Origin of the sequence: Sphingomonas sp. BE138 (genome assembly GCF_031456125.1) — a bacterium.
GTDB lineage: Bacteria > Pseudomonadota > Alphaproteobacteria > Sphingomonadales > Sphingomonadaceae > Sphingomonas.
In genome coordinates this window covers 90431-115740 of sequence record NZ_JAVDUC010000011.1, presented here as the reverse complement: position 1 = coordinate 115740, position 25310 = coordinate 90431, and the positions used below count along the sequence as shown (strand labels likewise).

The 25310-nt window shown below is 68.4% G+C and carries 25 protein-coding genes; 18 read left to right on the top strand and 7 right to left on the bottom strand.

Translation table 11 applies throughout. From position 1 onward, the window contains the following. The first annotated feature begins 113 nt into the window (after positions 1-113). From yaaA to J2Y58_RS14345, 4 genes are all read left to right on the top strand, one after another. Positions 114-860: a peroxide stress protein YaaA gene (gene yaaA / locus J2Y58_RS14360; RefSeq protein ID WP_310104295.1), complete on the top strand. Its 747-nt coding sequence runs from the start codon at positions 114-116 to the stop codon at positions 858-860. Beyond that, positions 860-1516 carry an SDR family NAD(P)-dependent oxidoreductase gene (locus J2Y58_RS14355; protein WP_310104290.1) on the top strand — a complete coding sequence of 219 codons (657 nt, stop codon included), beginning with the start codon at positions 860-862 and terminating at the stop codon, positions 1514-1516. Before yaaA ends, J2Y58_RS14355 begins: the two co-directional genes overlap by 1 nt. Positions 1517-1596: 80 nt before the next feature. Next, positions 1597-4368, top strand: coding sequence for a DNA gyrase subunit A (gene gyrA / locus J2Y58_RS14350; RefSeq protein ID WP_310104288.1), 2772 nt, complete (start codon positions 1597-1599; stop codon positions 4366-4368). Further along, the gene (locus J2Y58_RS14345; protein WP_310104285.1) at positions 4365-4718 is read left to right on the top strand and encodes a DUF952 domain-containing protein; all 354 of its coding nucleotides are present in this window, start codon (positions 4365-4367) and stop codon (positions 4716-4718) included. Before gyrA ends, J2Y58_RS14345 begins: the two co-directional genes overlap by 4 nt. Positions 4719-4844: 126 nt before the next feature. On the opposite strand, the gene J2Y58_RS14340 is transcribed toward J2Y58_RS14345, so the two are convergent. Beyond that, positions 4845-5288 carry a DUF488 domain-containing protein gene (locus tag J2Y58_RS14340; RefSeq protein ID WP_310104282.1) on the bottom strand — a complete coding sequence of 148 codons (444 nt, stop codon included), beginning with the start codon at positions 5286-5288 and terminating at the stop codon, positions 4845-4847. Between the two features lie 59 nt (positions 5289-5347). Here J2Y58_RS14340 and trmFO point away from each other — a divergent pair, with 59 nt between their 5' ends. After that, on the top strand, positions 5348-6658 hold the full coding sequence (gene trmFO, locus J2Y58_RS14335) for a methylenetetrahydrofolate--tRNA-(uracil(54)-C(5))-methyltransferase (FADH(2)-oxidizing) TrmFO (protein ID WP_310104279.1): 1311 nt from the start codon (positions 5348-5350) through the stop codon (positions 6656-6658). A gap of 42 nt (positions 6659-6700) precedes the next feature. On the opposite strand, the gene J2Y58_RS14330 is transcribed toward trmFO, so the two are convergent. Further along, positions 6701-7171 (bottom strand): Lrp/AsnC family transcriptional regulator, encoded by a 471-nt coding sequence (locus J2Y58_RS14330; protein WP_310104276.1) that lies wholly within the window; start codon positions 7169-7171, stop codon positions 6701-6703. A 94-nt stretch (positions 7172-7265) separates the two neighbouring features. On the opposite strand from J2Y58_RS14330, the gene phhA reads away from it, so the two are divergent. The 11 genes from phhA (at position 7266) to J2Y58_RS14275 (ending at position 17196) form a co-directional block, all read left to right on the top strand. Beyond that, positions 7266-8117 (top strand): phenylalanine 4-monooxygenase, encoded by an 852-nt coding sequence (gene phhA / locus J2Y58_RS14325; protein WP_310104273.1) that lies wholly within the window; start codon positions 7266-7268, stop codon positions 8115-8117. Between the two features lie 24 nt (positions 8118-8141). Next, on the top strand, positions 8142-9200 hold the full coding sequence (hppD, locus tag J2Y58_RS14320) for a 4-hydroxyphenylpyruvate dioxygenase (RefSeq protein ID WP_310104271.1): 1059 nt from the start codon (positions 8142-8144) through the stop codon (positions 9198-9200). Positions 9201-9355: 155 nt separating this feature from the next. Beyond that, positions 9356-10651 carry a homogentisate 1,2-dioxygenase gene (gene hmgA / locus J2Y58_RS14315; RefSeq protein ID WP_310104268.1) on the top strand — a complete coding sequence of 432 codons (1296 nt, stop codon included), beginning with the start codon at positions 9356-9358 and terminating at the stop codon, positions 10649-10651. A 44-nt stretch (positions 10652-10695) separates the two neighbouring features. Then, positions 10696-11022, top strand: coding sequence for a hypothetical protein (locus J2Y58_RS14310; RefSeq protein WP_310104263.1), 327 nt, complete (start codon positions 10696-10698; stop codon positions 11020-11022). Then, entirely contained in the window at positions 11022-11696 is a 675-nt protein-coding gene (gene pyrF / locus J2Y58_RS14305; protein ID WP_310104261.1) for an orotidine-5'-phosphate decarboxylase, read from the top strand. Before J2Y58_RS14310 ends, pyrF begins: the two co-directional genes overlap by 1 nt. Positions 11697-11817: 121 nt before the next feature. Beyond that, positions 11818-12456: a phosphoribosylanthranilate isomerase gene (locus tag J2Y58_RS14300; RefSeq protein WP_310104258.1), complete on the top strand. Its 639-nt coding sequence runs from the start codon at positions 11818-11820 to the stop codon at positions 12454-12456. Then, entirely contained in the window at positions 12453-13697 is a 1245-nt protein-coding gene (gene trpB, locus J2Y58_RS14295; RefSeq protein WP_310104256.1) for a tryptophan synthase subunit beta, read from the top strand. The genes J2Y58_RS14300 and trpB overlap by 4 nt, the downstream gene beginning before the upstream one ends. Next, positions 13694-14494, top strand: a complete 801-nt coding sequence (gene trpA, locus J2Y58_RS14290; RefSeq protein ID WP_310104253.1) for a tryptophan synthase subunit alpha — start codon at positions 13694-13696, stop codon at positions 14492-14494. The genes trpB and trpA overlap by 4 nt, the downstream gene beginning before the upstream one ends. After that, a complete protein-coding gene (gene accD / locus J2Y58_RS14285) occupies positions 14491-15357 on the top strand; it encodes an acetyl-CoA carboxylase, carboxyltransferase subunit beta (protein ID WP_310104250.1) in 867 nt (288 codons plus the stop codon). The genes trpA and accD overlap by 4 nt, the downstream gene beginning before the upstream one ends. A 12-nt stretch (positions 15358-15369) precedes the next feature. Then, positions 15370-16689, top strand: coding sequence for a glutamate ligase domain-containing protein (locus J2Y58_RS14280; protein WP_310104247.1), 1320 nt, complete (start codon positions 15370-15372; stop codon positions 16687-16689). A 69-nt stretch (positions 16690-16758) separates the two neighbouring features. After that, positions 16759-17196: a DUF6628 family protein gene (locus tag J2Y58_RS14275; RefSeq protein WP_310104244.1), complete on the top strand. Its 438-nt coding sequence runs from the start codon at positions 16759-16761 to the stop codon at positions 17194-17196. A 65-nt stretch (positions 17197-17261) separates the two neighbouring features. Here J2Y58_RS14275 and J2Y58_RS14270 read toward each other — a convergent pair whose 3' ends face one another. Continuing rightward, complete coding sequence (locus J2Y58_RS14270; protein ID WP_310104241.1) at positions 17262-18596, bottom strand: AmpG family muropeptide MFS transporter; 1335 nt, start codon at positions 18594-18596, stop codon at positions 17262-17264. Positions 18597-18646: 50 nt separating this feature from the next. After that, entirely contained in the window at positions 18647-19096 is a 450-nt protein-coding gene (locus J2Y58_RS14265; RefSeq protein WP_310104238.1) for a response regulator, read from the bottom strand. A gap of 93 nt (positions 19097-19189) precedes the next feature. Here J2Y58_RS14265 and J2Y58_RS14260 point away from each other — a divergent pair, with 93 nt between their 5' ends. Further along, positions 19190-20293, top strand: a complete 1104-nt coding sequence (locus J2Y58_RS14260) for a pseudouridine synthase (protein WP_310104236.1) — start codon at positions 19190-19192, stop codon at positions 20291-20293. Continuing rightward, positions 20290-20829 carry a 16S rRNA (guanine(966)-N(2))-methyltransferase RsmD gene (rsmD, locus tag J2Y58_RS14255; RefSeq protein ID WP_310104233.1) on the top strand — a complete coding sequence of 180 codons (540 nt, stop codon included), beginning with the start codon at positions 20290-20292 and terminating at the stop codon, positions 20827-20829. The genes J2Y58_RS14260 and rsmD overlap by 4 nt, the downstream gene beginning before the upstream one ends. 3 nt (positions 20830-20832) lie before the next feature. On the opposite strand, the gene J2Y58_RS14250 is transcribed toward rsmD, so the two are convergent. From J2Y58_RS14250 to J2Y58_RS14240, 3 genes are all read right to left on the bottom strand, one after another. Beyond that, entirely contained in the window at positions 20833-22110 is a 1278-nt protein-coding gene (locus J2Y58_RS14250) for an MFS transporter (protein WP_310104230.1), read from the bottom strand. Positions 22111-22326: 216 nt separating this feature from the next. Continuing rightward, positions 22327-22821 (bottom strand): DUF5872 domain-containing protein, encoded by a 495-nt coding sequence (locus tag J2Y58_RS14245; protein WP_310104228.1) that lies wholly within the window; start codon positions 22819-22821, stop codon positions 22327-22329. A 50-nt stretch (positions 22822-22871) separates the two neighbouring features. Then, a complete protein-coding gene (locus J2Y58_RS14240) occupies positions 22872-25211 on the bottom strand; it encodes a UvrD-helicase domain-containing protein (protein ID WP_310104389.1) in 2340 nt (779 codons plus the stop codon). Positions 25212-25310 lie beyond the last annotated feature (99 nt).

Genomic DNA, 25310 nt, shown 5'->3' with positions numbered 1-25310 from the left:
CGTCGGCCGCTCTAGTGCCGGACGAGCGGCTGTTCAAGGAACGTACCGTTGCATTGCATGTTTGGCGCTGAACCGCGATTGAACGCGGCGCGTGCCGGCAGTACGGCGCGGCGATGATCGCCGTCCTTTCCCCGGCCAAGACGCTGGACCTCGACACGCCTCCGCCATTCCCTCCCACCGCGGCGCGCTTCGCGGACGAAGCCGCTACGCTCGCCAGGGCGGCATCCCACCTGACGCAGAAGCGGCTGGCCGAGTTGATGAAGATCTCGCCCGCGCTCGCCAAGCTGAACGCCGACCGATTCCACGCCTTTCCCGATGCCGAGGAACGCCCCGCGCTCTACACCTTCGCCGGCGACGTCTACACCGGACTCGACGCCGCGACGCTCGACGAGCCCGCGGTACGCTTCGCACAGGATCATCTGCGGCTGCTCTCCGGCCTCTACGGCCTGCTCCGCCCGCTCGACGGGATGCGCCCGTACCGGCTGGAGATGGGCACGCGCTGGGCCCCACGTCGCGATCGCCTCACCGACTGGTGGGGCGTGCGGATCGCCGACGCGCTGGCGCAAGACGTGGCTGCGGAGGGTTCGGGCGTCGTCCTGAACCTGGCGAGCAACGAATATTGGGAGGCGGTCGACGGCAAGCTGCCCCGGGGCGTGCGCGTCGTCGCGGTCGACTTCCGCGAAGCCGACGGGCGCTTCGTCAGCTTCCATGCCAAGAAGGCGCGTGGGATGATGGCGCGCTTTCTCATCGAGCATCACGTCGCCGAGCTCTCGGGCATGAAGGCGTTCGACACCGCCGGCTATCGCTACGACGCCGACGCCAGCGACGATGCGCGCTGGACCTTCCGGCGCGCCGCCTGATGCGCGCGGTCGTCATCGGCGCCGCGGGCGGGATCGGCGCGGCGCTGGCCGATGCGCTGGCGGAGGAGGACAACGATGTCGTTCGCCTCGCCCGCGCCGACCTCGACGTGACAGAAGAGGCGACGATCGCCGCCGCGGCCGAACGCGTGGGCAAGGCGGACATGGTCGTCGTCGCCACCGGCCTGCTCCACGACGCCGACCACGGCCCGGAAAAGGCGTTGCGCGATCTCGATCCGATCTGGCTGGCAAAGCAATATGCGGTCAACGCGATCGGCCCGGCGCTGGTCGCCAAGCACTTCCTGCCGCTTCTTCCCCGCACCGGTCGCTCGATGTTCGCGGCGCTATCGGCGCGGGTCGGCAGCATTTCCGACAATCGGCTCGGCGGCTGGTACGGGTATCGCGCCAGCAAGGCCGCGCTGAACCAGCTGATCCGCACGCTGGCGGTCGAGGACAAGCGCCGCAACGACCGCGGCATCGTCGTGGCGCTCCATCCCGGCACCGTCGACACGAAGCTGTCCAAGCCGTTCCAGCAGGGCGGGCGCGACCTGTTCCAGCCGGACCGTGCCGCGGTCCAGCTGCTGGACGTTCTCGACGCACTGAAGCCGAGCGACAGCGGCAAGCTGTTCGCGTGGGACGGCGCGGAGATCGCACCCTGAGCACCCCCATGCGTGACTTTGCCGGCCACGCGGCCTAGACACACATCTGAAACGAATCCGTACAACAGAAAGACGTCCCATTGGCCGACGACACCGTCCTCGCCGATCCATCCGCTATCGCCCCCATCTCCATCGTCGAGGAGATGAAGACCAGCTACCTCGACTATGCGATGAGCGTCATCGTGGCGCGCGCGCTGCCCGACGTGCGCGACGGGTTGAAGCCGGTGCATCGCCGCATCCTGTTCTCCGCGAACGAAAGCGGGTTCCTCTACAACCGCCCGTATCGCAAGTCGGCGCGCATCGTCGGCGACGTCATCGGTAAATACCACCCGCACGGCGACACCGCGATCTACGACGCACTGGCGCGCATGACGCAGGACTGGTCGATGCGGCTGCCGCTGATCGACGGTCAGGGCAACTTCGGCTCGATGGACCCCGATCCGCCCGCCGCGATGCGGTATACCGAGGCGCGGCTGGCCAAGGCGGCCAATTACCTCCTCGAGGATCTCGACAAGGACACCGTCGACTTCCAGCCGAACTACGACGGGTCGGAACGCGAGCCGCAGGTGCTGCCGGCGCGCTTCCCCAATCTGCTGGTCAACGGCGCGGGCGGCATCGCGGTCGGCATGGCCACCAACATCCCGCCGCACAATCTCGGCGAGGTCGTCGACGCGTGCCTCGCGTACCTGGATAACGGTGCGATCACGACCGAGGAGCTGATGGAGATCGTCCCCGGCCCGGACTTCCCGACCGGCGCGATCATCCTCGGCCGCGCCGGCGCGCGCTCTGCCTATGAAACCGGGCGCGGCTCGGTGATCGTGCGCAGCCGCCACAAGATCGAGACCGGTCGCGGCGACCGCACCTCGATCGTCCTCATCGAAATTCCGTTCCAGCAGGGCAAGAACGCGCTGGTCGAGAAGATCGCCGAGGCCGCCAAGGACAAGCGCATCGAGGGCGTCAGCGACATTCGCGACGAATCGAACCGCGAAGGCGTCCGCATCGTCATCGACCTGAAGCGCGATGCGACCCCGGAGGTCGTGCTGAACCAGCTGTGGCGGCATACCCCCGCGCAGGGGTCGTTCCCCGCCAACATGCTGGCGATCCGCGGCGGTCGCCCCGAACTGCTCAACCTGCGCGACATCATCAGCGCGTTCGTGCAGTTCCGCGAGCAGGTCATCACCCGCCGCTCCAAGTTCGAGCTGAACAAGGCGAGAGAGCGCGCCCACATCCTGCTCGGTCTGGTGATCGCGGTCACCAACCTCGACGAGGTGGTCCGCATCATCCGCGGCTCGTCCAGCCCGGCGGAGGCGCGTGCCAAGCTGCTCGCCCGCGAATGGCCGATCGCGGAGATCGCGCCGTACCTGCGGCTGGTCGAGGCGCTGGAAACCGACGTCGCCGGCGACAGTTATCGTCTGTCCGAGGTACAGGTCCGCGCGATCCTCGACCTGCGCCTGCACCGCCTCACCGCGCTGGGACGCGACGAGATCGGCGACGAGCTCAAGACGCTGGCCGATTCGATCGCCGAGCTGCTCGCGATCCTCTCCGACCGCGTGAAGCTCTATGCGGTGATGCGCGAGGAATTCCGCGACGTGCGCGAACAGTTCGCCACCCCGCGCCGCACCGAGATCGCCGCTGCCGCCGACGGCATCGACGACGAGGACCTCATCGAGCGCGAGGACATGGTGGTGACGGTCACCATGGCCGGCTATATCAAGCGCACCCCGCTAGACGCCTTCCGTGCGCAGGCGCGCGGCGGGAAGGGCCGCGCCGGCATGGCGACCAAGGACGAGGACGTCGTCACCAAGCTGTTCGTCACTTCGACGCACACCCCGGTGCTGTTCTTCTCGACGCTCGGCCGCGTCTATCGCATGAAGGTCTGGCGCCTACCGGAGGGCGGCCCCGCCACGCGCGGTCGTCCGATGATCAACCTCCTGCCGCTGGAACAGGGCGAGACGATCTCGACGGTCCTGCCGCTCCCCGAGGACGAGGCCGACTGGGGCAAGCTCCACGTCATGTTCGCGACTGCCAAGGGGTCGGTGCGCCGCAACTCGATGGATGCGTTCACCAACGTGCCGTCGAACGGCAAGATCGCGATGAAGTTCGAAGGCGACGACGCGGACGACCGGCTGATCGGCGTCGCGTTGCTCGACGAGGGCGACGACGTGCTGCTGGCGACGCGCCAGGGCAAGGCGATCCGCTTCGCCGCCGACGAGGTGCGCGAGTTCCAGAGCCGCAACTCGACCGGCGTGCGCGGTATCGCGCTGAAGGGCGACGATCACGTCATCTCGCTCTCGGTCCTCCACCGCGTCGGCGTGCGCGATCAGGAGGAGCGTGACGAATATCTGCGTAACGCGCCGTGGAAGGACCGCGACGGCGACCTGACGATGCCGCTCGATCGCTTCGAGGAGCTACGCGCCAAGGAGCAGTTCATCCTGACGGTCTGCGCCAACGGCTATGGCAAGATCAGCTCGGCCTATGAATATCGCCGCACCGGGCGCGGTGGGCAGGGCATCACGAACATCGACAACATCCCGCGCAACGGGCCGGTCGTCACCAGCTTTGCGGCCACCAAGGCGGAACAGCTGATGCTGGTCACCGATCAGGCGAAGATGATCCGCATGCCGCTGGGCTCCCTGCGCGTGATCGGGCGGGGCTCGGCGGGCGTGCGGCTGTTCAACGTGGCCAAGGACGAGCACGTCGTCTCCGCCGCGCGGATCGACGAAGAGCCCGAGCCCGAGGATGCCGCCGAGGCGCTGGTCGCCGAGGAACTGGCCGGCGAGCAGGCGGTTGCCCCGACCGACGACGCAACGATCGGCGACGATGCCGCCGCCGGCCCGGAGGATGGGGAATGACCGACACGCCGCTGACTGCCTACAAGGTGCTGACCGCCGATCAGATGGCGGCGCTGGAGAAGGACGGCCGCTTCGGCGGCGCGCCCGTCGACGTGACGGATGGCTACATCCACCTGTCGACGGCCGGGCAACTGACCGAGACGGTCGACAAGCATTTCGCCGGCCGGCAGGACCTCCACGTCGCCGCGATCGATCTCGCCGCGCACGGCGACGCAGTGAAGTGGGAAGAGTCGCGCGGCGGCCAACTCTTTCCGCATCTCTATGGCGAGATACTGCTGGAAACTGTCATCGCATACGGCCCGCTGCATCGCGATGATGACGGCACGGTGAAGCTGCCGGTCGCGGGCTGATGCCATTAGCTACAAACGTCACCCCAGCGAAAACGGGAGTCTTCGGCGAGTAGGGTGCTACCACAAGCCGAGTATCCCAGTGTTCGCTGGTATGCCGGCGGCAATCGCCATCGCCGCTGCGGCGCCTCACGACACTAACGGCACATACAAATCTACCACCTCGCGCCCATCCCCGACCGCGCGCACCAGCAGCGTCCGGTGGCAATGGCATGGCTCGCGCTCGTAGCACAGCAGCGCGCTCGGCATGTCGTCCGCCAGCGCGAGCATCTGCGCCGCCTGCGCCTGCGCTTCCGGCAGCTCCAGCTGCACCTCATATACGGCAGTCAGCGTCGCGACGTCGCCCTTCTTCGCCGCATCGCGACCGCGCTTGGGCGTCCCCAGCGCCTTCAGGTGCACATAATCGATGCCCGCCTCGCGCAGCGACGCCGCGAGCGGCGACTTCGAGAACCCCGGCCGCCGCGACAGCGGCAGCGCCCGCACGTCGATCACCCGCCGCACGCCCGCACCTTGCAACGTCGCGACGAACGCAGCCATCGTCGCGCCTTCGTACCCGATGGTGTAGATCGTCATGTCCGCGAGGTGGCCACGCCCCCCTGACAACGCAAGGCACACCCGCTATCCGCCCCACGATGACGCATGACATTCACATCGTGGGCGGCGGCCTCGCCGGGTCGGAGGCCGCATGGCAGCTCGCCGAGGCCGGGTTCAAGGTCCGCCTTTCCGAGATGCGCGGCTCGGGCGACACCACGCCCGCGCACCACACCGACGACCTCGCCGAACTCGTATGTAGCAACAGCTTCCGCAGCGACGATGCCGACAGCAACGCGGTCGGCCTGCTTCACCAGGAACTGCGCGCGCTCGGCTCGCTGATCCTGCGTGAGGGCGACTGCCACCGAGTCCCCGCCGGCTCGGCGCTCGCGGTCGATCGCGACGGCTTCTCGGCCGGCGTCACCGCCGCCGTCTCCGCGCACCCCAACATCACGGTCGTCCGCGAACGCGTCGACACGCTGCCGGACACGCCCGCGATCGTCGCCACCGGCCCGCTGACCGCGCCGTCGCTGTCGGACAGTATCGCGGCGGAGACCGGCCGCGACTCGCTCGCCTTCTTCGACGCGATCGCCCCGATCGTCCACCGCGACTCGATCGACATGGACACCGCCTGGTTCCAGTCGCGCTGGAACAAGGGTGAAGGCACCGACTACATCAACTGCCCGCTCGACAAGGAGCAGTACCACGCCTTCGTCGCCGCACTGATCGCGGGCGAGAAGACCGAATATCGCGAGTGGGAGAACGTCCCCTATTTCGAAGGCTGCATGCCGATCGAGGTCATGGCGGAGCGCGGGCCCGAAACCTTGCGCTTCGGTCCGATGAAGGGCGTGGGGCTCGACGATCCGCGCACCGGCCGCTGGCCATACGCCTGCGTACAGCTGCGCCAGGACAATGCGCTTGGCACGCTGTGGAACATCGTCGGCTTCCAGACCAAGCTGAAGCACGCCGAACAGGTCCGCCTCTTCCGCACCATCCCGGGGCTGGAGAAGGCCGAATTCGCGCGGCTAGGCGGGCTGCACCGCAACACCTTCCTGCGTTCGCCCGAGTTGCTCGACGAAACGCTGCGCCTTCGCTCGCGTCCGAACATCCGCTTCGCCGGGCAGATCACCGGCTGCGAAGGCTATATCGAAAGCGCCTCGATCGGGCTGCTCGCCGGCCGCTTCGCGATTGCCGAGCTGCGGGGCGAAACGCTTGCCCCGCCCCCGGTCGAAACCGCGCTCGGCGCCTTGCTGTCGCACATAACCGGCGGCGCGGAGGCGGACAGCTACCAACCGATGAACGTCAACTTCGGACTTTTCCCGCCGATCCCCGGCCGCACGAAGAAGGCCGACCGCAAGAAGATGTACACCGATCGCGCCCGCACCGCGCTGGCGGAGTGGCTGGCGGCGTGATCCGTCCGCGCGACCTCGGTGACGACCGGGGTCGCACGACGATCACACCGGCAACGCCGTCGTATATTTCGTCATCGACAGCGCGAAGTGGGACGACGCCCCCGCCACCGACGGGTGGCCCAGCAGCGTCTGCATCAGGAAGTGGTTGTAATCGCTGACGTCCGCTACCACGATCCGCAGCAGATAATCCCACTCCCCCGACATCGAGAAGCTCTCGACGATCTCGGGCCGTCCATCGACGAAGCGCTCGAAATCCTGCCGCGCTTCGATCGCGTGGCTGCGCATCCGCACGTTGCACAGCACGTTGACCCCACGCCCGACCGCGACCGGATCGACCAGCCGCACCGTGCCGGTCAGCACCCCCGCCGCCTCGAGCGCCTTCACCCGCCGCCAGCATGACGCAGGCGACGCGCCGACCGTCTGGGCCAGATCGGCGTTGCTGAGCGTCCCGTCGGCCTGCAGCGCCGAGACGATCCGCCGATCGATCCCGTCAAGGTGAACGGCCTGTTTCATTTGCACGACCATAACGACAAAAGTCGTTCATCAGAAGAGCTAGAGGCGGCCAATCTGATAAGCACCGCTCACGCCCATCTGCCATCGTCGGCTCATGGCAGATGCAGCACTCACCCGCCCGCCGGAAGCCGCCAGCGACTGGACGATCCCGCAGGGATGGGACGCCTATACGCCCGAGGATCATGCGACCTGGGACACGCTGTTCGCACGCCAGATCGCGATGCTGCCCGGCCGCGTCACCCCCGAATTCATGGCCGGGCTCGACGTGCTGCGGCTCTCCAAGCCTGGCATCCCCGATTTCGAGGAGCTCTCCGATCGGCTGATGAAGGCGACCGGGTGGCAGGTCGTGGCGGTCCCCGGCCTCGTCCCCGACGACGTGTTCTTCGATCACCTCGCGAATCGGCGCTTCGTGTCCGGCAATTTCATCCGCCGCCCCGATCAGCTCGATTACCTTCAGGAGCCCGACGTCTTCCACGATGTCTTCGGCCATGTGCCCTTGCTCGCGGATCCGGTCTTTGCGGACTACATGCAGGCATACGGACAGGGCGGGCAACGCGCAGGAGCGATGGGCGCGATCGACCGGTTGTCGCGGCTCTATTGGTACACGGTCGAATTCGGGCTGGTCCGCTCGGGCGACGATCTCGCGCTGTTCGGCGCCGGCATCGTCTCGTCGCGCGCCGAATCGATCTTCGCGCTCGACGACCCCTCGCCCAACCGCCTCGCGTTCGACCTGCGCCGCGTGATGCGCACCCGCTACCGCATCGACGATTTTCAGCAGACGTACTTCGTCATCGACAGTTTCGAGGATCTGCTCGACCAGACGCTCAACACCGATTTCGCCCCCCTCTACGCCGAGCTGGAACACCAGCCGGACCACGACCCGGAGACGATCCTGCCCGACGACCGCGTCTTCACGCGCGGCACGCAAGCGCACGCGCGCGGCTGACCCCTTCACCTGAAAGGCATATTCATGACTGATCCGCAGAACCCGCTCGGACTCGCCGGTTTCGAGTTTTGCGAGTTCACCTCGCCCGATCCCGACATGCTGGCCACGCAGTTCGAGCAGATGGGCTTCGTCGCCGCGCACCGTCATCCGTCCAGGCAGGTGACGCGCTACGTACAAGGCCGCATCAACCTGCTCCTCAACCGCGAGCCGACCGGCCAGGCCGCCGACTTCCGCGCGCTCCACGGACCGTCGGCCAGCGGCATGGCGTTCCGTGTCGCCGATCCGAAGGCCGCCTACGATCATGCGATCGCCGAGGGCGCGACCGCGGTCGACGCTGCTGCGGGCACGCTCGGCGAGGACAGCTATCCAATCGAGGGCATCGGCGGCAGCTACCTCTATCTCGTCAAGGCCGGCGAGGACCTGTACGCCGACTGGCACGAAGTCCCCGGCTGGCGCGAGGCGGCACAGGAGAACAACGTCGGGCTCGATATCCTCGACCATCTCACGCACAATGTCCGACGCGGCGAGATGCGGACATGGTCCAGCTTCTACGGCCGGCTGTTCGGCTTCGAGGAGCAGAAGTTCTTCGACATCAAGGGCAAGGCCACCGGCCTGTTCAGCCAGGCGATGATCGCCCCCGATCTCGCCATCCGCATCCCGCTTAACGAAAGCAAGGACGAGACCTCGCAGATCGAGGAGTTCATCCGCGAATACAACGGCGAGGGTATTCAGCACCTCGCGCTCACCACCGACAATATCTACGAGACCGTCGAGAAGCTTCGCGCTCGCGGCGTGCGGCTGCAGGACACGATCGAGACCTATTACGAGCTGGTCGACAAGCGCGTGCCGAACCACGGCGAGGACCTCGACCGCCTGAAGCGCAACCGCATCCTGATCGACGGCAACGTCGGCGAGGAGGGCATCCTGCTCCAGATCTTCACCGAAAACATGGTCGGCCCGATCTTCTTCGAGATCATCCAGCGCAAGGGCAATCAGGGCTTCGGGAACGGGAACTTCCAGGCGCTGTTCGAGAGCATCGAGTTGGACCAGATCCGGCGCGGCGTGGTCAAGGTCGACGCCTAAGCGTCGAACGCGACGCGAGCGCTTGTCGCTCGCCCGCGCCTGGCCGGCACGGCCAGCCGGGGCATAGGGCCCGGCTTGGCCGGGTCCGACGCCTCGGCGTGTTGAGCATACCCGACAGGCAAACAGGCCAGCGGATCGAGTAACAGGAGAGAACAATGCCCGACACTCGCTACCTCCCCGGCTTCGGCAACCACGTGTCGACCGAGGCGGTGCCGGGTGCGCTCCCGATCGGCCGCAACTCGCCACAGAAGGTGCCGTTCGGCCTCTATGCCGAACAACTCTCCGGCACCGCCTTCACTGCGCCGCGCCACGAGAACCGCCGCTCCTGGCTCTACCGCCTGCGCCCCACCGCGCAGCACCCGGCTTTTACGCCCTATACCGGCGCGCGCCATCTCAAGTCGGCGCCGTTCGACACGCCCCCCTCCCCCAATCGGATGCGCTGGGATCCGCTGCCGTGGCCCGACGCGCCGACCGACTGGCTCGACTCGCTCGTCACCTACGGCGGCAACGGCAGCGTCGCCGAGCAGACCGGTGTCGCGATCCATCTCTATGCGGCGACCGCCGACATGGACCGCGCCTTCTTCTCCGCGGATGGCGAACTGCTGATCGTGCCGCAGGACGGCGGGCTCGCGATCGATACCGAACTCGGCCGCCTCGATGTCGCCCCGCTCCAGATCGCGCTGATCCCGCGCGGCGTGCGCTTCCGCGTCCGGCTCGCCGACAGCGGACGCGCGCGCGGCTACGTCTGCGAAAACTTCGGCGCACCGTTCCGCCTGCCCGATCTCGGCCCGATCGGCGCCAACGGCCTCGCCAACCCGCGCGACTTCGAGGCGCCGGTCGCCTGGTTCGAGGATCGTGACGAACCCTGTGTCGTGGTCCAGAAATTTCAGGGCGGGCTCTGGCAGACGACGCTCGACCACTCGCCGTTCGACGTGGTGGCATGGCATGGCAACCTCACCCCGTATCGCTATGATCTGACACGCTTCAATACCATCAACACCGTATCGTTCGACCATCCCGATCCGTCGATCTTTACCGTGCTGACCAGCCCGAGCGAGACGCCCGGTACCGCCAATTGCGACTTCGTGATCTTCCCGCCGCGCTGGATGGTCGCGGAGGGAACCTTCCGCCCGCCGTGGTTCCACCGTAACGTGATGAGCGAGTTCATGGGCCTGATCGCGGGCGCATATGATGCCAAGGAAGGCGGCGGCTTCGTCCCCGGCGGCGCCAGCCTTCACAACCAGATGAACGGCCATGGCCCTGATCAGACCAGCTATGAGAAAGCGGTCGCAAGCGATTTGAAACCGGTCAAGATCGACGGCACGATGGCCTTCATGTTCGAAACCCGCCACGTCGTGCGCACTACGATCTGGGCGCAAACGTCGCCAACAATGCAATTGGATTACGATGCGGTGTGGGGCGGCTTTCCCAAGGCGGTACTCCCGCGCTGACCCGCCGCACTGGAAAATACCGTCGACCCTGCTAGCGTGCGCGGATGCAGTTTCTGAAGATCCTGTTCTGGTCGCTGCTGGCGTTCGTCGCCGCGGTGTTCACGTTCGGCAATTGGACCAACGTCACCATCCAGCTGTTCGGCGGGTTGGTGGCGGAGGTGAACCTGCCGCTGTTGCTGCTCGCCACCTTCCTGCTCGGCTTCGTGCCGACGTTGATTTATCAGCATTTCATCCGCTTTCGCCTTCGTCAGCGGCTGACCGCGGCGGAACGCGCCGCCGAAAGCGCGCTTGCCGCGGCACGCGTTGCCGACACGCCGGCGCTCCCCGTCGTGCCCGTGGCGGCGACGCCCGCCGACACCGGAACCCTCTGATGCCCAACCGTATCTTCGTCGCGCTCGACACCCCCGATCTGGCCCGCGCGCGGGCGCTGGCGGAGCGCGTCCGCCATCATGTCGGCGGCATCAAGCTCGGCCTCGAATTCTTTTGCGCGCACGGCCCCGCCGGCGTCCGCGCGATGGAGGAGATCGGCCTACCCGTTTTCCTGGACCTTAAGCTCCACGACATTCCCAATACCGTCGCCAAGGCGGTGCAATCGCTAGGGAACCTCGCGCCGGCCGTGCTGACCGTCCACGCCGGCGGCGGCCGCGCGATGCTGGAGGAGGCCAAGGCTGCCGCGCACCCATCGACCAGGGTCGTCGCGGTCACGATGCTGACCAGCCTGGATGAAAGCGATCTCGCCGCCACCGGCGTCGCGGGCAGCGCGCACGACCATGTGCTCCGGCTGACCGATCTGGCGCGCGAGGCCGGGCTCGACGGCATCGTCTGCTCGGGTGCCGAAGTGAAAGCGGCGCACACGTCATGGCCGAAGGGCTATTTCGTCGTTCCCGGCGTCCGCCCCGCCGATGGTGCGCTCGGCGACCAGAAGCGTGTCGTCACCCCGCGCGCCGCGGTCGACGCAGGCGCCTCGATGCTGGTGATCGGCCGCCCGATCACCCAGGCCGAAGATCCCGACGCGGCGGCGCGGGCGATCGCGGCAACGCTGTAGCGCGACGGATTTCTTGAACTCGTCACCCCCGAGCTTGTCGAAGGGCCGGCGACCGGGCGCCTCTGTCGACAAGCTCAGCGGAAACGGTTTCAACCGGCAAGCGTAAACAGTAAGGCCGCTCATGCCCGTCACCGCCAAGATCTGCGGACTATCCACCGCCACGACGCTCGACGCCGCGATCGCGCAGGGCGCAAGCCATGTCGGTTTCGTCGTCTTCCCGCCCTCGCCCCGCCATCTCGGGTTCGAGGAACTCGCCGGCCTGGCGGCACGCGTGCCGGCGCACGTCCGCAAGGTGGGCGTGTTCGTCGATCCTGCCGACGACCTCCTCATGGCGGCGGTGGCGGCCGGCCGGCTCGACGCGATTCAGCTCCACAAGACGACGCCGGCCCGCGTCGCGCATCTCCGCCGTCTCAGCGCGCGCGAGGCCTGGGCGGCGGTGGCGATCGAAACCCGAGGCGATCTCGCAGCCGCGGCCGCGCAGACCGGCGCTGCCGACCGGCTGCTCTACGACGCCAAGACCCCGGAGGGCGCGACGCTGCCCGGCGGCATGGGCGTGCGATTCGATTGGGAGCTGCTGCGCGGCTTTCGCCATCCGTTGCCCTGGGCCTTGTCCGGCGGACTCGACGTCACCAATGTCGACGAGGCGATCGCGCGCACCGGCACGACGCTGGTCGATGTGTCGTCTGGCGTCGAGAGCGCGCCGGGCGTCAAGGACGTGGACAAGATCGCCGCCTTCCTGCAACGGGTTTCCGCATCATGAACGCACCCAATTCCTTCCGCGCGCAACCCGACGACCGCGGTCACTTCGGCCCCTATGGCGGTCGCTACGTGTCCGAGACGCTGATGCCGCTGATCCTCGACCTGGAGCGCGAATATCGCGCCGCCAAGGAGGACGCGGGCTTTGCGGCGCAGTTCGACGACCTGCTCGAACATTATGTCGGCCGCCCCTCGCCGCTGTACCATGCCGAGCGGCTGACCGACACGCTGCGCGACAGCGCGCCGGACGGCCCCCATGGGGAGAAGCGGGGCGCGCAGGTGTGGTTCAAGCGCGACGAACTGAACCACACCGGCGCGCACAAGATCAACAATTGCATCGGCCAGATCCTGCTCGCGATCCGCATGGGCAAGACGCGGATCATCGCGGAGACCGGCGCCGGGCAGCACGGCGTCGCGACCGCGACCGTATGCGCGCGCTTCGGGCTGCCCTGCGTCATCTACATGGGCGCCAAGGACGTCGAGCGGCAGCAGCCCAACGTTTTTCGCATGAAACTGCTCGGTGCCGAGGTCCGCGCAGTGGAAAGCGGCGCACGCACGCTGAAGGACGCGATGAACGAGGCGCTGCGCGACTGGGTCGCCAACGTCCACGACACGTTCTACATCATCGGCACCGCCGCCGGTCCGCACCCCTATCCGGAGCTGGTCCGCGACTTCCAGAGCGTGATCGGGCGCGAGGCGCGCGCGCAGTTGATGGCGCGCACCGGGCGGCTTCCCGATCTGCTGGTCGCCGCGATCGGCGGCGGATCGAACGCGATCGGGCTGTTCCATCCGTTCCTCGACGACGCCGATGTGAAGATGCTCGGCGTCGAGGCGGCGGGCGAAGGGCTCGACGCGAAGCACGCCGCCAGCCTCGCCGGCGGCTTCCCCGGCGTTCTCCACGGCAATAAGACGTACCTGCTCCAGGACGACGACGGCCAGATCGCGGAGGCGCATTCGATTTCCGCGGGCCTCGACTATCCGGGCATCGGGCCCGAGCACGCGTGGCTGAAGGACAGCGGGCGCGTCGATTATACCGCCATCACCGATCGCGAGGCGCTCGACGCGTTCCAACTGCTGTGCCGCACCGAAGGCATCATCCCCGCGCTCGAACCCTCGCACGCGATCGCCGCGGTGGCGCGCGTCGCCAAGGACATGCCGCAGGACGCGATCATCCTCGCCAATCTGTGCGGTCGCGGGGACAAGGACATCTTCACCGTCGCCGAAGCGCTGGGAGTGCAGATTTGACCCGCCTCGCCGATGCCTTCATCGCCGATCGCCCGACGCTGATCTGCTTCGTCACCGCCGGCGATCCCTCGGTCGCGGCCACGCCCGCGATCCTCGATGCGCTGGTCGACGGCGGCGCGGACGTGATCGAGCTGGGGATGCCCTTCACCGACCCGATGGCGGACGGCCCCGCGATCCAGGCCGCGAACATTCGCGCGTTGGGTGGCGGGGTGACGACGGCCGACATCCTGACGATCGCCACCGACTTTCGCGCGCGTCATCCGCTCACCCCGCTCGTCCTGATGGGCTATGCCAATCCGATGCTGCGTCGTGGCCCGGAATGGTTCGCACAAGCGCTTCATGAGGCGGGCGTCGACGGCGTGATCTGCGTCGACGTGCCGCCCGAGGAGGACGATGCGCTCGGCCCGGCGCTCCGCGCGATGGGGATCGACCTGATCCGCCTCGCCACGCCGACGACGCACGGCGCGCGGCTGGGGCAGGTGCTGAACGGCGCGGGCGGGTTCGTTTACTACGTTTCGGTCGCCGGCATTACCGGCAAGCAGCAGGCGCAACAGGCTTCGATCGAGGAGGCCGTGGCGCGGCTGAAGGGCGCGACCGACCTGCCCGTCGCGGTCGGCTTCGGCGTACGCACGCCCGAACAGGCGCGCGCGATCGGGCGCGTGGCGGACGGCGTGGTGGTCGGCTCTGCGATCGTCGAGATCATCGCCGAGCATGGCACGGCCGCGGCGGCGCCGGTCGCGGATTATATCAGGACGCTGTCGGCGGCGCTCGCCGACGCACGAAAGGTTTCGGCATGAGCTGGCTCAGCAACGTCCGCAACGCGCTGTCGGGGATCGTCCCCGGTGGTGCGAAGGCGCAGACCCCCGATCACCTGTGGCACAAGTGCAAGGGTTGCGGGACGATGGTGTTCACCAAGGAGCTGGAGGAGAATCTCCACGTCTGCCCGACCTGCGACCATCACGAGCGCATCGGCCCGTCCGAGCGGTTCGAATACCTGCTCGATCCCGCCAGCATCGACGTGCTGCCCTCGCCGCGATCCGCCGAGGATCCGCTCAAGTTCCGCGATTCAAAGCGATATGCCGATCGCCTGAAGGCCGCCCGCGCCGCGACCGGTGAGCAGGACGCCTTCGTCAACGCACGCGGCACGATCCACGGCCACCGCGTCGTGCTGGGCGTACAGGACTTCGCCTTCATGGGCGGCTCGATGGGCCAGGCGGTCGGCGAGGCGTTCATCCAGGGCATTGAGACCGCGATCAAGGACCGCGCGCCCTTCATCGTCTTTACCGCCTCGGGCGGCGCGCGGATGCAGGAGGGCATTCTCAGCCTGATGCAGATGCCGCGCAGCACCGTGGCGATCCAGATGCTCCACGACGCCGGGCTGCCGTATATCGTCGTGCTGACGGACCCCACGTCGGGCGGCGTCATGGCCGCCTATGCGATGCTGGGCGACGTCCACATCGCCGAGCCCAAGGCGACGCTCGCCTTTACCGGTCGTCGCGTGATCGAGAACACGATCCGCGAGAAGCTGCCGGACGATTTCCAGACCAGCGAATATTATCTGGAGCACGGCCTGATCGACATGGTCGTTCACCGCCGCGACCTGCGTGAGCGGCTGGCGACGGTGATCGGCTATCTATGCGGCGACCGCAAGGCCGCCTGACGCGTCCCGCCGATGGCTGACCATGCGGTGTCGACCGACCCGGACGTCCAGGCGCAACTCGACCGCTTGTGGTCGCTGTCACCCGGCGCAGACGTCCTCGGGCTGGAGCGGATCACGCGGCTGCTCGCGCGGATCGGCGACCCGCATCGCGCGCTGCCGCCGGTGTTCCATGTCGCGGGCACCAACGGCAAGGGCTCGACCTGCGCTTTCCTGCGCGGCGCGCTGGAGGCCGGGGGATACCGGGTCCATGCGTATACAAGTCCGCATCTGGTGCGCTTCAACGAGCGCATCCGCCTCGGCGGTCGGCTGATCGACGACCCCGCGCTCGCGGCTTTGCTCGCGGAGGTGCTCGATCGCGCCGAGGGGATCGGCGCCAGCTTCTTCGAGATCACCACCGCCGCCGCCTTCCTCGCCTTTGCGCGCACGCCCGCCGACGCCTGCGTGATCGAGGTCGGGCTGGGCGGGCGGCTCGACGCGACCAACGTCCTGCCGGAGCCGGTCGCCTGCGGGATCGCCGCACTCGGGATCGACCATCAGGCCTTCCTCGGCGACACGATGGAGCAGATCGCTGCCGAGAAGGCGGGCATCGCCAAGCGCGGCGTCCCGCTGGTGACGATGTCCTACCCACCCGCCATCGCCGCACCGATCGCGCGCGCGGCGGCGGTCAGCGGTGCGCGCTGGCTCCCGCGCGGCGCGGCATGGGATGTCACCACCGACCAGCAGCTGCGCTACACCGACGCCGCGGGCAGCCTTACCCTGCCGCTGCCCTCGTTGCCCGGCACTCACCAGAGCGGCAACCTCGCGCTCGCGATCGCCATGCTTCGCCACCAGTCGGCGCTTCCCGTTCCCTCCCCGGCGCTGGAGGCCGCCGCCCGCACGACGCACTGGTCCGCACGGCTGCAACGGCTCGGCGCCGGGCCACTCACCGCACCGCTCGGGCACACGCCGGTATGGCTCGACGGCGGCCACAACGTGTCGGCCGGCGAGGCGATCGCCGCCGCGCTTCCGGCGCTGGGCGGCGGCAGCGGGCGCCGCCTGACCGTCATCGTCGGCATGCTCGCCAACAAGGACGCTGCCGGCTTCCTGGCGCCCTTCGCGCACGCGATCGACCGCCTCGTCGCACTGCCTGTACCCGGTCACGCGCACCATAGCCCCGACGCACTCCGCGCGGTCGCCGGGTCACTGGCGATCCCGGCGACCGACAGCGCCGCGACCATCGACGCCGCGATCCATCTGCTCGCCCACGGCCCCCCTTCGGCCTCGGTCCTGATCGCCGGCTCGCTCTACCTTGCCGGCGAGGTGTTGAGGGCAAACGACGAACTGCCGACCTGATCCAAATTCTGCGATTGACTTGCAATAGCGGACAGGCGACCTTGCGCGGGCAAGAGGAGTCGCCTGTTCATGACCCAGCTTCCCGCCCCCGCCGTGACCGCCACGGCCCTGCCGCATGCCCTGCCCGACTGCCCCAACGCGCGCGTCGTCCTGTTCGCGATGCGGCGCATGGGCGCCAACGGCCTGTCCGACGCGCGCGCCGCGCACGGCCTGTTCACCGCCTTCGGGGAGGCGTTTCGTCGCCCGCTCATGCTGATGCGCAACCTGATGGCCGATCTGGCCGCGCATGCCGCGGTGCCGATCGCCATCGCACCGTGCTGCTGCGCGCGGATGACGCCGTCCGAGCAGGTGCTGCTCGCGATCGTCGCGCGCATCGAAACCCGCACCGACAGCGCGCGGTTGCTGATGCAGGACCTGCTCGGCCAGCGCCACGTCGACGGCCCGCTCGCCAGCGCCGCCGCACTGGCGGCCGCCTTCGCCGACGATGGCCGGCCGGTGTCGGCCTAGCGCTTGATCCACTTGCGTGGAAAGCGGCACCGCTGCTGATCCAGCCTTGCTGGATCAGACGCTGGCTAGGCCGACACGCCGTCGCGGGCGTCGCCCGGCCCCTCGGTGCCCGCGCTGCCGACCGATCGGTCGACCAGCCCCGATCGGCTCATCCACCAGAACAGCAGCACTCCGGGCAGCGCCAGCACGACCGTCAGCAGGTAGAAATCGACGTACCCCACCCGCTCGACCAGCGCTCCCGCGCTCGCCCCGGTGACGATCCGGCCGACCACGCTCGCCGCCGCAGAGATCAGCGCATATTGCGCAGCGGTGAAGCGCAGGTCGCACAGGGCGGAGAAGTAAGCCACCACCGTCACCCCGCCGATCCCCGACGCAATGTTCTCGAACAGGATAGCGCCCGCCAGACCGGCGTTGCTGTGCCCGGCCGCCGCCAGGCCCGCAAAGCTGGCGTTCGACACCGCCATCAGCACCAGGCTGATCAGCACCGACCGCTTCAGCCCCAGCCGCGCATAGATCGCGCCGCCGATGAAGATGCCGACCAGATAGGCCCAGAATCCGACGCCGACGTCGTACAAGGCGATCTCGTCGTTCCCGAAGCCCAGATCGTTGAGCAACAGCCGCAGCACGAGCTGGCCCAGCGTATCCCCGATCTTGTGGATCAGGATGAACGCCAGCACAATGAACGCGCCCGGCCGCGCGAAGAACTGCACGAACGGCTGCCACACCGCCGCCAGGGTCGCACCCATGCCGCGCCGCGGCTCGACGTCGCGATGCCGCCGCGGCTCACCAACGATCAGCCCGGCCAGCATCGCCGGCAACGCCAGCACCGCGGTCGACAGATAGGCGATCGTCCAGCCGTGCCGCGCGGCCACAAACAGCGCCAGCGAGGCGGCCGCGGTCGATCCGATCCGCCAGCCATATTGGCTCATCCCCGATCCAACGCCCAGCTGGCGCGGTTCGAGGATCTCGATCCGATACGCATCGATCACCACGTCGAACGTCGATCCCGCCACCGCCACCAGGATCGCGGCCGTCACGGTCGCGCCGATGCTGGCGCGCGGATCGATCACCGCGAGATTGGCGACCGCCGCGATCACCAGCACGCCCGCCAGCAACAGCCACGACACCCGCTGCCCCAGCCGCCCGAGCAGCGGCAGCCGCACGCCGTCGACCACCCAGGCCCAGAGGAATTTGATATTATAGACCAGGAACGCCAGGCTGAACGCGGTAACGGTCTTCTTGTCGATCCCGCCCTGCGCCAGCCGCGTGGTCAACGTGGCGGCGATCATCGCGTACGGAAAGCCCGACGACACGCCAAGCGCGAACGCCGCCAGCGGCCCGCGCTCCAGATATGGGCGCACGCCGTCCACCCAGGTTCGCCCATCCGTCCGCGTCGCCATCGATCCTCCATGCCTCGTCCCGCATAGAGGGGCTTAGCGGGAAATCGGCGTCAGGTAAGCCCGGTCGCGGCCGGTCCGGCGCCGAACAGCCGCAATCCGCCCGGCACCCGCGGCGGCGGCTTGCCCTCGACCTGCATCTCGATCGCGCCGATCGATCCCAGCAGGTCGCGCTGCGTATATGGCTTGGTCAGGCATCCGATCGCCACCGTCTCCGCCTCGACCGGGCAGGCGCCGGTCACGAACAGCACCGGCATGCCGCGCGTCGCCGCCGCGCGCGCGACGTCGATCCCGCTGCCGTCGGCCAGGTTCACGTCGACCAGGATCAGGTCGATCGCCACGCCGCCCTCGATCAACCGAACGGCGTCCGCGACCCGATCCACCGTCGCCACCACCGTGAAGCCGTTGTCACTCAGCAGGTATTCGGTATCGAATGCGACCAGCGGCTCATCCTCGACCACCAGCAGCTTTTCGATCGATCGCTGTCGCCGCCCGAACAACATCGTCTGTTACGCCCCGGTATCGTTGCACTTGCACAACACCGCGCCGCGCAATTATTTCCCGCATCTTTCTCCGCGATCGGCTAAGCGCGCCCGATGGCCGAAGATCGCACCCAGCACCGTATCGCCAAGTTGCTTGCCCGCGCCGGGATCGCCTCGCGCCGCGAAGTGGAGCGGATGATCGAGGAAGGCCGCGTCGCGAAGGACGGCATCGCGATCGACACGCCCGCCACCGTGCTCCCCTCGCTCGCCGGCGTCACCGTCGACGGACAGCCGGTCGCCGCCGCCGAACCGACGCGGCTGTTCCTCTTCCACAAGCCGACGGGCGTATTGACCGCCGAGCGCGATCCTGCGGGCCGCGCGACGATCTACGACCGGCTGCCAAAGGACCTGCCGCGGCTGGTGCCGGTCGGCCGGCTCGACCTGAATACCGAGGGACTGCTGCTGCTCACCACCGACGGCGAGTTGAAGCGCCAGCTCGAACTGCCCGCCACCGGGGTCGAGCGCAGCTATCGCGCGCGCGCCTACGGCCAGATCAGCCAGGCGCAATTGGAGGAGCTGATCCACGGCATCGAGATCGACGGCATCCGCTACGGCGCGATCGACGCCAACCTGGAGCGGCGCACCGGCGCCAACGTCTGGATCGAGATGACGCTGCGCGAGGGCAAGAACCGCGAGGTGCGCCGCGTGCTCGAACATCTGGGACTGCGCGTCAGCCGGCTGATCCGGACCCGCTACGGTCCGTTCGTGCTCGGCGATTTGCCCGTAGGCGACATCGGCGAGGTCCGCGCCGCCGATCTCGCCGCGTTCCGCCACACGCTGAAGGCCGCCGCAAGGCAGCGACCGGCGGTTCCCGACGTGGCAGTCCCCGGCGCGCGTCGCGGCGCGGGTCGCCATGCGGCCGCGACCCGCCCGCCTGCCGAGGGCGCGCGTGGTGCCGCTCGCACGCCGTTCGGTACGGAGCGGCGTCCGCCGGCCGCGCGCCCGCCGGCGCCGTCGTCCCCGCGTTCCGCCGCCGGCACCCGCCCGGCCGCTGCGCGCACCACGCCGAAGCCTGCGCCCAAGGCCGCTGCGCCGATCGCCGAGGAGCCGTCCGTCACCCCGGCGCGCCCGCCGAAGATCAAGCGCCAGCCGGGCTGGGCGAAGCCGAAGCCAAAATCCGGGCCATCGCGCTCGGGCGGTCCCCGGGGGCGCAAATGAGGATCATCGCCGGCCAATGGCGCGGCCGACCGCTCGCCGCGCCCAAGGGCGATGCGACCCGCCCGACCGCGGATCGCACCCGCGAGGCGTTGTTCTCTATGCTCGCCAGTCGGGTCGGCAGCTTCGAGGGGCTCGCGGTCGCGGATCTGTTCGCGGGCTCCGGCGCGCTGGGGCTGGAAGCCTTGTCGCGCGGCGCCGCCACCTGCCTCTTTGTCGAGCAGGACAAGCCCGCGCTCGACGCCTTGCGCGCCAACGTCGCGAAGCTGGAGGCGACCGGCACCGACATCCGCGCCGCCTCGGTCCTGGCGCTCGGGCCGGCGCGCGCGCCGCTCGATATCGTGATGATGGACCCGCCCTATGGCACCGGTGCCGGCGCGGTGGCGGCGGACAAGCTCGCGCGGCTCGGCTGGATCGGTCCGGCGACCTGGGTGTCGATCGAGACCGCGCGCGGCGAAGGCGATGTACCCCCCGGCTTTACCGTCGATGCGGACCGCACGCACGGTCGCGCGCGGTTGATGCTGCTGCGCCGTGCCTGACGGTCACCGGTCGCTCGCGCGCCCGCGCATCACCAGCAGCGCGATCAGGCTGACCAGCGACATCGCCGCCAGATAGCCGCCGACCAGCGACAGCCCGCCGCGCCGCGCCAGCGTCTCCGCGACGACCGGCGTCAGCCCGCCGCCGATGATTCCCGCCATGTTGAACGCCAGGCTCACCCCGGTGTAGCGGACGCGCGCCGGGAACAGCCCGGGCAGCCATGCGCCGAGCGGACCATAGACGAACCCCATCGCGAACAAGGCCGTCGCCAGGCTCCCAAACATCAGCACCGGCACGCCCGAACCCAGTCCCGGGGCCAGTAAAAACCCGGCGATCACGGCACCGACGCACCCCCAGGACAGCACGAAGCGCGCGTCCTTGCGGTCGACCCAAACCCCCGACAGTGCGATGCCGACCGCCATGAACAGGATCGCGCCCAATTGCATCGACAGGATCGTCGGCCGCGCGATCCCCAGCCGGGTCGTCGCATAGCCGAGCGCGAACGCGGTCGCGATATAATAGACCGCAAAGCACGCCACCGCCCCCAGCGTCCCGCCCAGCGCGGCACGCCAGTGATCGCGCAACAGCTCGCCCATGGGCACGCTGGGCGGCGGCCCTTCCTCCAGCACGCGCGCGAACGCCGGCGTCTCGGCGATCTTCAGCCGCACCCACAGCCCCAGCCCAACCAGCACGATCGACAGCACGAACGGGATCCGCCATCCCCGCGCCATGAAGTCCGCCGGCGTCATCGCTATGCCGAGCAGCAGGAACAATCCGTTGGCGGCGATAAACCCGACCGGCGCGCCTAGTTGCGGTACCATGCCATAGCGCCCGCCCCAGCCCGGCGGCGCGTTCTCCACCGCCAGCAACGCCGCCCCGCCCCACTCGCCGCCCAGCCCGAAGCCCTGCCCGAACCGCAGGAAGCATAGCAGCAGCGGCGCCAGATAGCCGGCCTGCGCGTAGGTCGGCAGGAACGCGATCGCCAGCGTCGACCCGCCCATCAGCATCAGGCTGGCGACCAGTGTCGACTTGCGCCCGATCCTGTCCCCGTAATGCCCGAACGCCCAGGCCCCTACCGGCCGCGCGAAGAACGCCACCGCCAGGCTGGCATAGGCCGCCAGCAACTGCGCCGACGCGTCGCCGGCCGGAAAGAACAGCGGCCCGAACACCAGCGAGGCGGCGGTGGCATAGATATAGAAGTCGTAGAATTCCACCGACGTGCCGACCAGGCTGGCAAGCAGGATGCGGCGGTGCGACGCGGCGGACGGGACGGTGACGGTCATCGGTCCCTTTCCGCCGCGCCGAGCCGCTACGTCAACGCGCAAAAACCCGGTTCGGTCATGAAATCGGGCAACGGCGACACATGGCAGCAATGTTGTCGCGTTATAGGGGTCGCGTGATGCCGCCGTTGGCGGAGTCGCGATCTGCCGGGCAATCCCCCTCGCCCGGCAATTCCCTGAACTACGGGGCGGCCCTGCGGGTCGCCCCGTCTTTTCGCACTAGGCCGCCAGCGCTGCACGCAGCTGCGCCTTGTTCATCGTCGAACGCCCCGCGATGTCGCGCTTCTTCGCTTCGGCGTAGAGCTCGTCGCGAGTCCGGTGATCACGCGCCGCTGCGGTCTTCTCCGCGACATCGTCCGGCTGCGCGGAGAACTGCTTTCCCTTCTTCGTGTCGGCGCGCTTCTTGGCGCTGGTTCGCGCATATTCCTCGTCGGTCAGGTCGTCGCGCGCCTGCTTGGGCAGGTAGCGCTCGCCGGTGTCGCCACTGCGGTGGCCGGACTTGGTGCCCCACCGCTCCTCGGTCCATTGATGGAGCGAGTTGTGGTCGTCCTTCCCACCCTTGTAGCCGCCGCCGCGCTTCTTGTACTCCGCGACCGCCATCTGCGCCTTGCGGGCCGACCATTGCCCCTGCTTGCCGCCCTTCGCACCGGCGGTGATCTCGTCCTTCACCTTTTCCCAAAGGTCGGGATCGGTCTTTTCGGCAGTCTCGGGCATGCTCGGTTCTCCTTTCCGCGCGCCAACGCACGGCGCCAAGGAAGGGCCGCTCACCCCGCGGTGACGAAACTGTCCATCACCCGCTTGCGCCCGGCCTGCTCGAAATCGATCTCCAGCTTGTTGCCCTCGATCTCGGCGATCGTGCCGTAACCGAACTTCTGGTGGAACACGCGCTGCCCCGTCGACAGGTCGGCGCGGCCCTTGTTGCCGAGGCTGACCGCCGAGCTGCGGCTCTCGACCACCCGCGTCGGCTCGCGCGTGAAGGTGCGGCTCGACCATTCGCCGCCCGGCTTGGCCCCCAGCGTTCCCGCGGCACGCTGCCACCCCGGCCCGCGACCCGTGCCGCGCGCGACATCGGCAAACGGGTCGGCGCGTTCGGACCAGTTCGCGCGCCACAGGCTCTCGCCCCCCGACATGCTCGTCTCGCTCTCGATATGATGCGCGGGCAGCTCGCCGACGAACCGCGACGGGATCGAGCTGGTCCATTGCCCATAGATGCGGCGATTGGCGGCATGCAGGATCGTCGCACGCCGCCGCGCGCGCGTGATCGCCACATAGGCGAGCCGCCGCTCCTCCTCCAGCGAGCGGGTGCCGCCCTCGTCCAGCGAACGCTGTGACGGGAAAAGCCCCTCCTCCCAGCCGGCCAGGAACACGCTGTCGAACTCCAGCCCCTTGGCGGCGTGGATCGTCATGATCGTCACCTTCGGGTCCTCGCGGGTCGCCTCATTGTCCATGACGAGGCTGACATGCTCCAGGAACGCCCCGAGGTTCTCATATTCCTCCATGGCGCGTACCAGTTCGGTCAGGTTCTCCAGCCGCCCCGCCGCCTCGGTCGATTTCTCGGCCTGGTACATCGCGGTGTAGCCGCTTTCGTCGAGGATCTGCCGTGCGAGTTCAGGATGCGGCAGATCGCGCGCCATGTCGCGCCAGCGCGCGATGTCGCCGACGAAGCGGCCGAGCGCCTTGCGCGCCTGCGGGGTCAGCTCGTCGGTATCGAGGATGCGCGCCGCCGCCATCGACAGCGGCACGCCGCCCGCACGCGCCAGCTGGTGCAGCTTCGCGATCGCCTTGTCGCCCAACCCGCGCTTCGGCGTGTTCACGATCCGCTCGAACGCCAGATCGTCGGCGGGCTGGTTGACGACGCGAAGATAGGCCAGCGCATCGCGGATTTCGGCGCGTTCGTAGAAGCGGAACCCGCCGACAATCCGGTACGGAAGCCCGATCGAGATGAAGCGATCCTCGAACTCGCGCGTCTGGTGCTGAGCGCGGACCAGGATCGCAACATCGTCGAGGCTGGTGCCGCTGCGCTGTGCGGCCTCGATCTCGTCGGCGACCCGCCGCGCCTCCTCCGGCCCGTCCCAGACGCCGAGCACGCGGACCTTTTCGCCGGCGTCCAGCTCGGTCCACAATTCCTTGCCCAGCCGCCCGCCGTTGTTGGCAATCACCCCCGACGCAGCGCCCAGGATGTGCGGGGTGGAGCGATAGTTCTGCTCCAGCCGGATCACCTTCGCGCCGGGGAAGTCCTTTTCGAACTTCAGGATGTTCTCGACCTGCGCCCCGCGCCACGAATAGATCGACTGGTCGTCGTCGCCGACGCAGCAGATGTTGCGCCGCTCCTGCGCCAGCAACCGCAGCCACAGGTACTGAACCGAGTTCGTGTCCTGATATTCGTCGACCATGATGTAGCGGAAGCGCTGCTGGTACTGCTCCAGCACGCTGCGGTCGCGCTTCAGGATCGTCAGCACGTGCAGCAGCAGGTCGCCGAAGTCGCAGGCGTTCACCGCCTTCAACCGCTCCTGATATTGCTGATACAATTCGCCGCCGCGCCCGTTGGCATAGCGCTCGCTCTCCCCGGCGTCGACGTCGGCGGGGACAAGTCCCTTGTTCTTCCACTCGTCGATCAGCCCGGCGAGCGAGCGCGCCGGAAAGCGCTTCTCGTCGATGTCCGCCGCGACGATCAGTTGCTTGAGCAGCCTCAGCTGGTCGTCGGTATCGAGGATCGTGAAGTTGCTCTGCAACCCGACGAGTTCGGCATGACGGCGCAACATCTTGGCGCCGATCGCATGGAAGGTGCCGAGCCATGGCATCCCCTCGACGGCATCGCCGACCAGCCGCCCGACGCGCTCGCGCATCTCGCGCGCGGCCTTGTTGGTGAAGGTCACCGACAGGATTTCCGATGGATATGCCCGCCGGGTCCACAGCAGATGCGCCAGCCGCGCGGTCAGCGCCGCGGTCTTGCCCGTGCCCGCGCCTGCCAGCACCAGCACCGGGCCGTCGGTGGTCAGCACGGCCTCGCGCTGAGGGGGATTGAGCCCTGCCAGATACGGCGGATCCTGAACGGCGGTGGAAAGGTCGGTCACGCTCGAACAGGTAGGGAACGCAGCCGCCATCAGCAAGCGAAACGGCATCCTTTACCGTTGCGCCCCGACGCCGACCTGCGCAGCTTCTCGACGTACTGCGACCGCTTGCATCATCGCAGCGCGCATGAC